Raw genomic sequence first — 12,218 nt, 5'->3', positions numbered from 1 at the left:
CTTTACGGCAGCTTCCAAGGTGATACAGCCATTCGTCCCCTGGTGTCTGCCGGCAAGTCATCGGCCATTCAGGCCGGATGCCGATTGCAGCCGCGTGCCACCTTACATGATGCGCTGTCTGTCCGCTTTCGAGAACGACGAACGGATCGCGCGGACACGAAAAAGGGGGGGGCGCGGGCCTTGCGGATGCGGGTGACGTTCGATCGGTTTCGGGCGAGACGTGCGCGGTCGAGTTGGTGGCGCTAGCCGGCAATCTTCTGCGCGAGTTCAGCGACATGTTTTGTCCCGGAAGCGCGCGATATCCAGCTCATTTTGCGAAGTCCCGATCTTCCTGCTCCGCCGCGCCTCCCCGGTTGCACATACGTTGCTCAATGTGGCTCGCCGAGGCAAGCATCAGCGACATCGACGATCGGCTCGCTGTCGCCATAAGCTTCGTAAAAGCGGTCGACGCACCTTATCTGACCGAAGGTCCACCATGTCCCGAGTGGATCATAACCCAGCCACATCACAGTCGCCGCCGCCTTTGTCCGAAGTCCCCATTGTTGCCAGTCAGAGCCTGTTGGCAAAAAACGACCGTGCTTGTCCGTGTACAAGTTCAGGTCCAGGCCGTATCGCTTCAGGTATGGCGGGTTAAGGAGATCCTCTATAGCAGGCTTTTCGCCACGGGAAATTCGGGCGTTTTCGACTGCCTCGTCCAGCCGAAAATCGCTCATAGCACGGCTGATCACTGACAACTCGAACAGCAGCGGCGCGCCAATTGCCCGGCACGTAACACCTATGCAGAGTACGAGCACCGCAAGAACGCGCCTTCCGGTTAGCGATGTCCGCGACACTCGCGCCCCCCATCGTCTGCTTTTCCTGTATGCCTGCGCGCGCTCGGGCAGCGTGAAACCACGCACAGTCTCCTTGGGACGATGCACAGCCTTGACGCGTGTGCGAAGCCTGCGCCGAACTTGTCGACAGCACCTGATGCATCAGGGTGTTTCACCTTCCTGCGGCTGTTCGTCAAGATTGCTCTTGAACTCGTACTTCTTGTGCGAACCGTCGCAGAATGGCTTGTTCTGCGAGTGGCCGCATCGACACAGCCAGACCTCGTCCTTATCCACCTCAATATTTTTCCCGCCTTGAGTGGTAATCTTGAAGTCGCCCTTGATGTGGTACGGGCCATCATTCCGGGGGGTAATAATTGCAGTCGCCATTTGCGTCTCCGCTGATTCTGAATCACGCGTTCCGCACACGTTCGGGACACTCGATGCGGCAGCCTGAATACAGGTCAATTTCAGTCTATATCTGATACCGCGTGAAGGTGCGGCGAGCGTTGTGGCATCGCACAAAAGCTTGCGGAGAGGTTCGCCGCGAATGGTATGAGGACATCATGATCTGGCTTGGTGGAGGCGGTAACTATCGGCCACGGTTTCGGACGCTCGAACTCGACGCCCCGTAAGCGGACGGTCGCCTGTGCGATTGCAGGGCGCGACGTGGCAGGGCCACGCTGACACCAGTCAAGACCGCCGCGTAGGCGCATTGGGCTCTGGGATGCCTGGGGTTACTGATCGAGGCCGCCCGCATCGCTCCGGATCGACAAGGCCACATCACTCCCTCCTCCTCCGCCGTTGATCCGGCTTCCACTTCGCCATACCTGCTTGCTCCGCTCGGAGAGTTCGCCGCAACAGCGGGATCTCATTCCGGCTTATCGAAGACGCCAGCTTCGAGATCCTGTCTGAAATGCTGCACCCAACCGGTTTCGAAGCCGATGGGGTATTCCCTCGCAATTTGTGTTGATAGTCTGGTTACGGTGACATATCCCTGCAGGCCGACGTTCTCGTCGCCCTTGGGGTCAGTCGTATCCGTTTCCAGCAGTTCGAATTCACCTTCTGCCAGTCCCTTGCGCTGCAAGGTTGCCAGGAAAGCCTGGCGTTCATCCGGTTCGATCAGTCGCATCTTCCGCCCTCCCGTCTGTCCGACACCGATATTCGTGGTCCCCTTCACGACGTTGTCATAACCCCAGAACGTTACGCAGTGCCCGAGTGCGTCATAGCTGCGGCTGAGGTTGTGAAAACCGAATGCCATCCGCTCATCTGGGTCCGATCCTGTCGCAGTCGGGAATCACCAGCGTACAGCTTTTGTGCACGCGCTCGATGGAAAACTTTCCGAACAGTTTTGTCATAGGTCCTGCCATCCTTCATGACCCGTCGCAATTTGCATCGGTGCGCAAAGCGCCCGGGCTCGTATCTGTGCCGATTGCAACGTCCGCTCGCTGGACGAGCCGATGCGAATGGACGGATCAGTCCATGCGCAGACCGATAGCAGAGGCTCCTTGGCCACAACAGAGCTACACTCAAAATGGGATAAATTCCGGAGCAATACCATGACCGACGCTACCCCCCCAAAGCACATTTCGCGGTCTTCCCCTGACGCCGGAGCAGGACGCAGAAGTCAGGCACTACATAAAGAAAAGAGAACAGCATGGCGCGCCGTGGGACACGCCGGAGTTGGAGGCCATGCTTCGAGACATGCTGCAGCCCCCGAGCGACGACGACGGAGGACTCGGTTCCACCGTCGACGAAACGAAGGCGGCCACAGAACGCGCGACAGCTTCCATCGACGAGACCATGGAACCCATTGAAGCCTGCGAAGAGCGGAATGCAGCGACGGAAACCGAGGGTATGAGGGGACCGAAGCGTTGAATGCCAGGCAGCGCTCGCGACTGGTGTTGAAATTCACCCTACGCGTTCGGACCGTGGCATGAACCGGTTAAAGTATCCGATGCTCGAATATCACGAGCGTAGCAAGCATCGCGTCAGCGGCTACGCCCCTGGCCCCGGGAAACTCGACTGGGCAACCCAACCGGATCCGTTCCGGGAGTTTCACGGCGCACCGCGCATTGGTCTGCCGTTAGCCGCGGATAGCCTGACTACACGCTACAACGAACTGCGCTGCGGCGCTTTGCCGCCCGCGCGCAGATTCGATCTTTCCAGTCTGGCAATCCTGTTCGAACTTTCGCTCGGCCTGTCGGCGTGGAAATCCTACGGCACCCAGCGGTGGGCACTGCGCTGCAACCCTTCGAGCGGAAATCTACATCCGACCGAGGGCTATCTTCTGTGTCCGACTCTGCCCGGCTTGTCCGGTGGGGTCTACCATTACCTGAGCCGGAACCATTCCCTTGAATGCCGCGCCGCAGCGGATGACGAACGATGGAGCGAGGCGTTCCCGCAAAGTGGCGTCCTGATCGGTATAAGCTCGATCCCCTGGCGCGAGGCGTGGAAATACGGCATGCGCGCCTGGCGCTACTGCCAGCACGATTGCGGCCATGTCATCGCTGCGGTGAGTTACGCAGCGGCAGCGCTTGGCTGGCAGACGCGGCTGGCGGAGGCTGCTGCGGACGACGCAGTCGCCAACCTGCTTGGATTGAACCGCGGAGAAGATTTCGGGAAGGCAGAAACAGAGGCGCCGGATGCCTTGCTCTGGATCGGCAACCCCGAATCGCGGCCTGATCTTGAGCGCATGCTGATCGCCTTGCATAGCGCACAGTGGCACGGACGCGCGAATCAGCTGAGTCCGGGACATGTGAAGTGGCCGGATATCGATTCGATCCATCGCGCCACGCATAAGGCCCGTACTCGCGAACCAACCTTGCCGGATCTGGAGCTGCATCCGTCGCCCGCGCCGCCCGCCCTTGATCTCAGCTTTGCCCGGATCGCGCGGCAGCGTCGCAGCGCGGTGAATTTCGACGGTACGACGTGTATCACCAAGGCGGCGTTTTTCAGCATGCTGGCGTGCTTGTTGCCATGTCATGGCACGCCGCCGTGGAATGCACTGGTGTCTCCTGCAGCAGTGCATGCAGCGCTAATGGTGCACCGCGTGGGCGACCTGGAGCCGGGCCTGTATATGTTCGTGAGAAATCCGGGCGCACTGCCGGATCTCAAGCGGTCTCTACGTCCAGAATGGCTGTGGCAAAAGACCGGCCCCGATCATCTGCCGCTCTATCTTCTACTGCCTTACGATTTGCGCGCCACGGCAAAGTCGATTTGCTGCCACCAGGATATCGGCGCCGATTCCTGCTTTGCGCTGGGGATGATCGCGGGATTCGGAATCGCGTTGAAGCAGCCATGGCGTTATCGTCATCTGTTCTGGGAATGCGGCATTCTTGGCCAGGCGCTCTATCTCGAAGCCGAAGCCGCCGGCGTGCGCGCGACAGGGATTGGCTGCTTTTTCGATGATGAAATGCACGCACTGCTCGGCGTGGAGGATCACACCTGGCAAAGCCTGTATCACTTCACCGTCGGCCGTGCGGTAGACGATCAGCGCCTGTCCACATCTCCACCGTATGAGGTTCAGCCTTGAAGCGAGAGTCTCACGTCCCGATCGTGGCGAGGCGGTATTTTCCACGAGCGTTCGGCGATTGAACGTTACAGATAGTCATCGTTTTCCTTATCAATGCGCTACGAACCAAACGTATCGGCGTGAGAATAAAATGGAAAGCGACCCGCCCCTATGCGAAGAATAGAACCCTCGCCAGAAAGCTTGCTTTAAGGTCTGCTTTCCAAGGCAGCGATCGTTGAAAGCATCTATTCGAATTCCATCGAAGCGGACATTTTCGAGTGGTCGCAACTGGAAAGGCATAAGCGGCCGCTTCGACCGAACGTTGCCACGCTAACCTCTGCGAATGTCTCCTTTATGAAGGATTCCGGACAATCTGAGGTGTGCATTCCGTGATCAACCACCGGCGGTTCTTGGCCGAACTGAGCCCGACTACGGCCGGCTCTGATCGACCGACTGCCGCCGCCCCGAACAGCGCCGCCGCTGTGACCGCGTCCAAGGCACAGCGGCCGTCGACTCTTTGAGTCCACCGGCGGTTAATCGGCGTTATGCAAAGCGCTTTATATGGCCAACGAGGATCGGCACGTCAATCCTTCCTCCGTCTTTTGATTTCTTGTCTCACACGTTCGATTTCAAGCCGTTTGGCTTCCTTTGTTCCCCATGGTGGCGCTCTGTTCTGGGTGGCTTCGGCGGCGGCATGAATACGTGCTTTGGCCGCAAGTTGGTTGGCTCTGCGTTCGTCCAACTCCCTCATTTTGGCCGCTTGCCGCTCGGCGGAGCGCTCAGCCGCAATGGGTGTAGTTCGTTCAGGTAGTCCGGCAAGGATCACAAGCTTGTCAATATTGTCCCAGGTGCTGATCCAGCCGTCGTTGTAGGCAAACTCGCTAATCAACGGGAGGTTAAGTGCCGTGTAGATCGGGATCCAGTTTTCTTCTTCGCCCTGGCGGCGACGCACAGCAAGTTTGGGATTGAACTGGTACCGCCCGGTGGATACGCGCAGAAACAGGGATCGGTTGTAGGCATAGTCTCTGTCGATTTCGTTCCTCGCCAGCACGCCAGAAAGATGCTGGCGCTTGTTGCGCTCTGGCCGCACTAGGTTAGCGGGTAAGTGTTGCCAGGCATCGAGGATGATTTGGGTCTGGAACGCGCTGTCTGCATTGCGTCGTATCTTGCTGAATCGGGCTTTGAACAATACCCACAGGGTCTGGAACAGAAAGTATTCAGACAGATGCCGGTCGATGCGGACCAAGCGATCACCCGCTCTGACATCAATGCAGGGCGGAGCCAGGCATTCATAGATTGCCGCCAGCGGGCCAGCAGCGAACTTTGCATCGCCAAATGCCTGACGCAAAGCCCAGTGCAGTGCATTGTGACCATAGTGATCGACGGCATCGCGGTCGGCACCGCGCTCCAGCAGGGCTTCCACCAGCGCCACATTTCCTGCAGCAGCTGCGGCCATCAGTGGCGTCTGGTTCATTGGCAGGCGATGATCGACGCCATGCTGGTCACACTGCCTGAGGATGTCCTTGAAGTGATTGGCGAAGAAAGGGACGTAGCTCTTGCGGGCGAACACCGCGCGCTGCTGATCAAAGGTTCGTGCCTGCTCGAACTTCGCCTCAACGGCCAGCCATTCGGCGAGCTGCGGTTCATCGAAGCAGGTGGCATAGTCAAAGAGTTGCTGCTTGCCCTTGTTACCCGGAGACTGCTCGCGGAAGACCTTGATCAACAGTTCCCTGACCTTGGCCTCATCGAACACCGGCCATGGCACCGGGACCTGCTTCAATATGGTGCGGCGGATGGCCTCCGCCTGCTCCTGCTTGCCCTGCAGTTCGAGTTTGCGTGCTTCCTTCTGCCAGTCTTCGAGCGTGGATTGTTTGGCCTCGATCTTGGTCTGGCCCACGATCAGATCCAGCAGCCCGAACAGATCATGCCCTGTGTCCGACTCGATCATGTAGATGTTCTTGATGGCGCGCGTCAGCGCTACATACAGCGCATTGACGAAGAACTTATAGACTTCGAGCGACTTGTCACTCTTGTCTTTGGCGCGTTTGTAATCCAGTGTCTCGACCGCCAGATCGGTCTTTACGATGCCCTCGGCGATGTCGTTGAACTCGCCGCGGTGATCCGAGATGAAACGGTAGAGCACAATGTTCTCGTATTCGAGACCCTTGGCTTCGTGGATCGAGAACAATAGCGGCGTGGCAAAGTGCTTGCGGGCGTCGGCCTTGTCCTCATCGCGCATAACCAGGACGGCGAACTGGGTGGATTGGCGAATCTTCTGGTCCAGTTCGCGCTTGGTGGCGTCCTTGTCGGGCATCAGCGTAACCTGGCCGGTCTCGCCGCCGACGGCCTGGACCAAGAAGTTGCTCTCGCGGTCGATGGAGCCGAAACGCCGCTGCTTGACCTTGAGCAACTGATTGGCGACGCGTGTGGCCTCCAGGCCGTTGCGAAAGTTGGCCGTTAGCACGCGCAATTCCTGCCGCTCGGCCACTTTCGGGTCCTTCCAGAACAGGCTCTTGACTTGGCTCCAGGAAAAGAAATTGGGATGGACTATCTGGTTGGAATCCCCGCAGAGCATGAAATGGCCAGGCTTCTTCAGGGTTTTCAGCACGAGCGCGAGTTGCACGGTGGTGATGTCTTGCACCTCGTCAATAACCACAAAGTCGTAGCGCGGCGCGGCCAGCGCTTGCCAGTCCTGGGCGACAAGATTCAGGTCGTAGAGCTTTGCCTCGGCGAGCCAGGCACGGTACTTCTCAAACAGATTGTAGAGTTGGTCGCGCCGTTCTACGGAAAAGATCGATTGACGCACCCCCAGTGCTTGATACTCGCCGCGCGACAGGACGCCGCTCGCCCCGGCAGCAATCACGCCGCGAATCTCCTCGAAAGCCTGATGGGCTTCTACATCCTTGAAGTTCTGCCGTATGCGGGAGTACCAGCCCGAAAAGTCACGCCAGGTAGCTTCGCGTCCTGCCGGAACGCGGATCGACTCGACAAACTCGCGGTAGGACAGAAATACGGCATCCTGGCCGCCATGCTCGAAACCGTTGGCGTAATAAAGGTCGCGGGCGCTCTGCGCCAGGAACGTGGAGTGAGTGACGTAGAGGACCTCACCTTCGGCATGCTTGAGCTTTTCAAGCGTCAGTGCGGTCTTGCCGCTGCCAGCGCTGCCGACGACAATTAAGGGAGGTGGCTGTCGGTAAATAGTCTCTTGCGTGTCATCAAACGAGATCGGTTTGTCGAGCAGGTGAATGCCGGTACGCTCGGGATGAAGGTAGCGTAGAGCTTGCGCCTCCCGAATGGCGTCATCGGCGCTGATGTCTGGAATTTTGCTCTCGTCAATCGCCGCGCCGCGCAAGAAACGTGACTTGTCGTAAGCGTGATTGGCGATCACTTCCAGCATCAGTGCGCAGACTTCATCCCCGTGGCGCACCAGCGAGAACAACAGCCGGTCGGCGTCATCCAGCTTCGCCCGGTAGAACTTGCCGTGGCTCAGATTGGCGAGCTTCTTGACTTGGGCAGCACGGAAGTCGTGGCGAGCGATGGCCGCGGACACCTTGTCGTAGCTGGCCTTGACGCGTGAGGTGTCGAGGCCGGTGTATTCGAGGATCTTCATGAGGCGACGAGGATGCGAACATGTGCAAGAGCAAGAATTCTCTCATGGTCGTGTGGCCTGCCAACTTCTATAGCAAGCTTTCCGGTCTTGAACGGCAGTTATCCGGCATGAACCGGATGCCCTATGACTGACGATTTCCTCATACTGAATGACGGGTTTTGGCCGGCAGTACGCATTCACCCACCTCGTCGGAAAGCTGCCGTTGACTACTGAAATGTCGGCTACGTGGAACGTCCACGGAACTGGTGCTCTCGGCCATCAAGGGACACCCATTAGCCGGCCGGAGTCAAGGATAAAAGAAGTACGCCGCAAACAGTTGCGTCCAATTCACAGCGACTACAGCGCGCCATCTTCATTCGTGCAAACATTAACCGCGTCCGTTTTCTCACTCGTTGGTTGCGAACCGAATCGCACCAGACACCCGTCGGGATCAAGCAGTGGCAATACTCCGCGACTGCCCTGGCGGCAGTCGCCGCCCCAGAGAAACTTTGGTGCCAGTCCGTGTCCAGGGGGTGTTTGCATTCCCTGTGGCTATCGTCATAACAACGACACCAGTCCTTTGATGGCTCACAGCCTGGGCGATTCAGCGTTCTGCGTTCGTTCAGATGGCGCAAGGGCGGCGTCCAAATCATTCGGGTGGCTTCACACCAGTCCCTTGTCCTGGCTCGTCGCCCCTGGCCAAACCGTTACCCGAAACACAAGTGCACATCGAAGGGCTTCTGGTCTCGCAGCATGTGGTAGCACGCCCGCGCAAGCTTGTGTGCCAGAGCCTTGATTGCCAGGACGCGGTTCGTCCTGCTCTTCTTGCGATTGTAAAAGCTTCTGGCCTGCGGGCAGTAACGCATTGCGAAGTTCGCTGCCTCGACAAACGCCCACGCGAGATACTTGTTGCCGTTCCTGGTATTGCCTTCACCCTTCTTCCTGCCGTTACTCTCCCTCAGGCTGTCAACACAGCGACAGTAGGAACTGAAGTTGCCCACTTGGGCAAAGCGGCTGATCGATCCGGTCTCGAGCATGATCGTGGTCGCGAGCGTGTCGCCGATACCCGGCACCGTCCTGAGCAGGTGGTACTCGGCACGCAGACTCACGCGTTCCCTCAATCGCTTCTCCAGCGCTTCAATCTGCTGGCCCAGCGCCTGGCTGATCGCACGGTTGGCCTCCACGGCCAGCATGACATCGGGCGTAAATGCAAATTCGTCGACCTGTTCCGCCGTCAGCCGTTTGACTGTCTCGCCACTCATTCTGCTGCCCGTCTGCCGCATCAGGATCCCCTCGATTGAAAGGATTTGCGCTGTGCGATAGCGCACCAGTTGCTTGCGCTTGCGTGCCAGGTCGCGTGCGCCGCGTTCCTCGCGCGGATAGACATAGCCCTCGGGCAGCAAGCCGAGCCTCAGCAGTTGCGCCAAATAGGCCGCATCGGCGAAATCTCCGCTGTGTTTAAGTCCGTCGTATTTCCTGATGGCAGCGGGATGGGCCAGGTGTACCCGGTAACCTGAATCCATCAGTCCATCCACCAGCCAGTACCAGTTGTACGTACTCTCGACGACCACACCCACCAGTTCGTGCCGGTACGGCTCAAGCGCCGCCGCAATCTGCGCGAGCTCGTTTGGCAGGCGTTTCTGGTACACGATCCGGTCGTTCTCGTCGCTGACGATCACCACGCAGTTGTTCGAATGCAGGTCTATGCCACAATAGTTCATGTCGGTCTCCGCAGGGTCAAAGTGCGTTTCGCAAACTGACTTTAACCCTCGTCGCATAACCGCGGCGAGGAGGCCGGCTACATGATCATCATTCGTTGGTACGAACGAAGCATCATCCAAACGACCGCTATGCTTAAAAAAGCGATGCATCCGGTTTTTTTCAACCAGGCGGACCTACTCGCATGCTCAAGGCGTCGAGCCATCGAGATACGGCATGGCCGGTCTTCTTGTGGTCGGCAGCAGTTTACTTGTCTACGCGACGGACCGACGAACCTGGCAGGCCGCACTAACGCGGCCCGCAACCCCAGCCGGTCGCTCAGGCAAATCCTTTTGGCCCAGGAATATGCCCCAGGACGGCCTGGATGCGCTGTGCAACATCCAGGAGCTTCATGTCCTGCCCTGCATCCGCAGCGACTTCAAGCCCAAGCGGAAGTTGATTGCCCGTCAAACTCATCGGAATGCTGATCCCGGGCAAACCCGCGCCACTCGATGGGACGGTGTTGTTAGCCAGGAAGAGATCGGTCACTTCTTTTCCCGCAACCGTAAATTTAAATTGCGAATCGATCAAAGGCGCGGCGCAGGGTGTTGTAGGAAATAGCAGAAATGGAGCTTGGGCAAAACCCTGCCGAAAGCGACGTTGCAGCTCTGGGCGAGCTTGCGCGAGGACTTTTTGGTAGTCGCCTTCGGGTAGATAACCGCCGCCGGCCGGCAAAGCAAAGTGTTCCCATCCCGCCTTGATGCCGGGGTGCAAGCCTTCATAGATTTCTTCGAAGGAAGCCGGAATCTGGTAATCGGTGAGGAACCTGGAGATACTTGGCTTGGTCTCGTGAAAGAAAATCCCAAACGTCGTCTGCTGCGCGAGAGGGATAAACTCTGCGCCTAGATCGATTTCGACGATTTCCGCACCAGCATCTTTTAACTGACGCAGAGTCTCATTGAAGGCGTTGACCACTTCAGGGTCCGCATCTTCCAGATATTGTTTAGGCGCGTAGGCAAGCCTCACATTCTTAAGATCCGACCGCGCCTGCTCTGACGTTCTCGGACTACCGGTGACAATGGCGTCGAGGATGGCACAATCCTCGACATTTCGTGCAAGCACCCCCACCACATCAAGATGCTCCGCAATCGGTGCTGCGCCAGAACCCGGCCATCTGTCGAGAGTTGGCTTGAAGCCCACGACCCCACATAGTGCAGCTGGAACGCGAATCGAACCAATCGTGTCTCCCCCCAATGCGGCAGGGACGATCCGCGCACTTACCGAAGCAGCGCCTCCCGAAGAAGAGCCGCCCGTTACACGAAAACCATCATAAGGATTCCTCACCTGACCGTAGTGAAAATTCTTGCCGGTCAGGCCGAAGGACATCTCCTCGAGATTGTTCTTGCCAAAAACCAGTGCTCCGGCTTTTTTTAATGTTCTCACCACGTCGGCTTCCCGACTTGGCACGTAGTCGCTCAATATACCGGTGCCAAGCGAGGACTTAATGCCCCGCGTCAGATAGCTATCCTTGACAGCAATCGGAACGCCCCAAAGGGCTGCCGGCTCTTTTGGTCGCGTCAAATCCGCAGCCCGAGCACTCTCTAGCAGCCGGGGTTCATCAATCGTAATGAACGCATTTAGACTGGAAAACTCCTTTGAGCGCTCAACCAGGTGCGTAACATAAGACTCTGACGAGATTTCGCCGTTTCTGATGGCTTCGGCTGCCGCAACGAGGCCAAGATCGTGAAGCTGAGTATGCATATTTCTGCCCGCAATTTGATTTGTGCTGTTTCCCTACACGGCTGCAGCGCCATCGCAGTCGCGCGCCCGCCGAAGCCATTCAGGCCTTACATCGTTGCAAAATGATGCTCCAGCCCTTTTGGATTACTGCTCCAAATCCCGGACACCTGCTTTGAAACAGGATCGGGATAAATATCTTCTTGATCCTCGATAAGGCCTTTCAGAATCTCTTCGGCAGCGACATCCGGCGAAGTTTTTTCGATTGGCAAGCGAGATGCCATCTGCGTGTCAATGGGGCCTGGAAAAATGCCGACGACTTTAATTTTCTTTGACTTCAAGCTTGCCCGTGCCGCCTGAGTCGCCGACAGCAGCGCCGCTTTTGAGATTGAATATCCGGCGGCGTAACTCATGGGAGCCAACCCAAGAACGCTAATGACATTGGCGATGACTCCACCACCGCTTTTCTCTATCAAGGGCGCGAAAGCCTGCACCACGCGAACCGTGCCGTAGTAGTTGACATCCATATCTGCTGCCAGTTGAGCCGAAGTTGCGGACAAGATATCGCTGCCGGTCATGACGCCGGCATTGTTGACCAGAACATCAATTTCGCCGAGCTTTTGGGCAGCGGCGGAAACATCGTCGGGCTTCGTGATATCGAGTTGAACAACTGAAACCCTGCCGTCATTGAAGTCAGGCATGGCCGAGAGATCGCGCACACCTGCGTATATCTTGCCCGCTCCATGCTTGAGAAATGCGCGGACGAGCGCCGCACCTATGCCGCGGTTGGCGCCAGTCACGAGGACAGTTTTGCCTTGAATATCCATGTCGATCACTTTTGAGGTTGGTGGTTGTCAGGATTGCCCGTTCA

General features: G+C 57.8%; 9 protein-coding genes. 2 read left to right on the top strand and 7 right to left on the bottom strand.

The window, feature by feature from the left end; all coding sequences use genetic code 11:
- Window positions 1–368 precede the first annotated feature (368 nt).
- The 3 genes from M0D69_RS13665 to M0D69_RS13655 form a co-directional block, all read right to left on the bottom strand.
- Window positions 369–713, bottom strand: coding sequence for a hypothetical protein (locus tag M0D69_RS13665; protein WP_301782523.1), 345 nt, complete (start codon window positions 711–713; stop codon window positions 369–371).
- Window positions 714–974: 261 nt separating this feature from the next.
- Entirely contained in the window at window positions 975–1,199 is a 225-nt protein-coding gene (locus M0D69_RS13660; RefSeq protein WP_063496116.1) for a CDGSH iron-sulfur domain-containing protein, read from the bottom strand.
- A gap of 481 nt (window positions 1,200–1,680) precedes the next feature.
- Window positions 1,681–1,941 carry a transcriptional regulator gene (locus tag M0D69_RS13655; protein ID WP_201084040.1) on the bottom strand — a complete coding sequence of 87 codons (261 nt, stop codon included), beginning with the start codon at window positions 1,939–1,941 and terminating at the stop codon, window positions 1,681–1,683.
- A gap of 470 nt (window positions 1,942–2,411) precedes the next feature.
- Between M0D69_RS13655 and M0D69_RS13650 the strand changes: the two genes are divergently transcribed.
- Both M0D69_RS13650 and M0D69_RS13645 read left to right on the top strand, forming a co-directional pair.
- Window positions 2,412–2,687 carry a hypothetical protein gene (locus M0D69_RS13650; RefSeq protein WP_301782620.1) on the top strand — a complete coding sequence of 92 codons (276 nt, stop codon included), beginning with the start codon at window positions 2,412–2,414 and terminating at the stop codon, window positions 2,685–2,687.
- Between the two features lie 58 nt (window positions 2,688–2,745).
- Window positions 2,746–4,344 carry a SagB/ThcOx family dehydrogenase gene (locus M0D69_RS13645; RefSeq protein ID WP_301782522.1) on the top strand — a complete coding sequence of 533 codons (1,599 nt, stop codon included), beginning with the start codon at window positions 2,746–2,748 and terminating at the stop codon, window positions 4,342–4,344.
- A gap of 562 nt (window positions 4,345–4,906) precedes the next feature.
- Here M0D69_RS13645 and M0D69_RS13640 read toward each other — a convergent pair.
- From M0D69_RS13640 to M0D69_RS13625, 4 genes are all read right to left on the bottom strand, one after another.
- The gene (locus tag M0D69_RS13640) at window positions 4,907–7,933 is read right to left on the bottom strand and encodes an ankyrin repeat domain-containing protein (RefSeq protein ID WP_301782521.1); all 3,027 of its coding nucleotides are present in this window, start codon (window positions 7,931–7,933) and stop codon (window positions 4,907–4,909) included.
- 686 nt (window positions 7,934–8,619) lie between these two features.
- Window positions 8,620–9,633 carry an IS110 family transposase gene (locus tag M0D69_RS13635; RefSeq protein ID WP_301782520.1) on the bottom strand — a complete coding sequence of 338 codons (1,014 nt, stop codon included), beginning with the start codon at window positions 9,631–9,633 and terminating at the stop codon, window positions 8,620–8,622.
- A 316-nt stretch (window positions 9,634–9,949) separates the two neighbouring features.
- Window positions 9,950–11,371: an amidase family protein gene (locus M0D69_RS13630; protein WP_301782519.1), complete on the bottom strand. Its 1,422-nt coding sequence runs from the start codon at window positions 11,369–11,371 to the stop codon at window positions 9,950–9,952.
- An 86-nt stretch (window positions 11,372–11,457) separates the two neighbouring features.
- Window positions 11,458–12,174 carry an SDR family oxidoreductase gene (locus M0D69_RS13625; protein WP_301782518.1) on the bottom strand — a complete coding sequence of 239 codons (717 nt, stop codon included), beginning with the start codon at window positions 12,172–12,174 and terminating at the stop codon, window positions 11,458–11,460.
- Window positions 12,175–12,218: the final 44 nt, after the last annotated feature.

This window comes from Caballeronia sp. SEWSISQ10-4 2 (assembly GCF_030464885.1).
GTDB lineage: Bacteria > Pseudomonadota > Gammaproteobacteria > Burkholderiales > Burkholderiaceae > Caballeronia.
This window is presented reverse-complemented; position numbering and strand designations above follow the sequence as displayed.

Excerpts from the sequence above, each read along its gene's own strand:
- M0D69_RS13645 (WP_301782522.1), top strand. The coding sequence starts at position 2,746 with ATGAACCGGTTAAAGTATCCGATGCTCGAATATCACGAGCGTAGCAAG.
- M0D69_RS13665 (WP_301782523.1), bottom strand. The coding sequence starts at position 713 with ATGAGCGATTTTCGGCTGGACGAGGCAGTCGAAAACGCCCGAATTTCC.
- M0D69_RS13660 (WP_063496116.1), bottom strand. The coding sequence starts at position 1,199 with ATGGCGACTGCAATTATTACCCCCCGGAATGATGGCCCGTACCACATC.
- M0D69_RS13625 (WP_301782518.1), bottom strand. The coding sequence starts at position 12,174 with ATGGATATTCAAGGCAAAACTGTCCTCGTGACTGGCGCCAACCGCGGC.
- M0D69_RS13640 (WP_301782521.1), bottom strand. The coding sequence starts at position 7,933 with ATGAAGATCCTCGAATACACCGGCCTCGACACCTCACGCGTCAAGGCC.
- M0D69_RS13655 (WP_201084040.1), bottom strand. The coding sequence starts at position 1,941 with ATGCGACTGATCGAACCGGATGAACGCCAGGCTTTCCTGGCAACCTTG.
- M0D69_RS13630 (WP_301782519.1), bottom strand. The coding sequence starts at position 11,371 with ATGCATACTCAGCTTCACGATCTTGGCCTCGTTGCGGCAGCCGAAGCC.
- M0D69_RS13635 (WP_301782520.1), bottom strand. The coding sequence starts at position 9,633 with ATGAACTATTGTGGCATAGACCTGCATTCGAACAACTGCGTGGTGATC.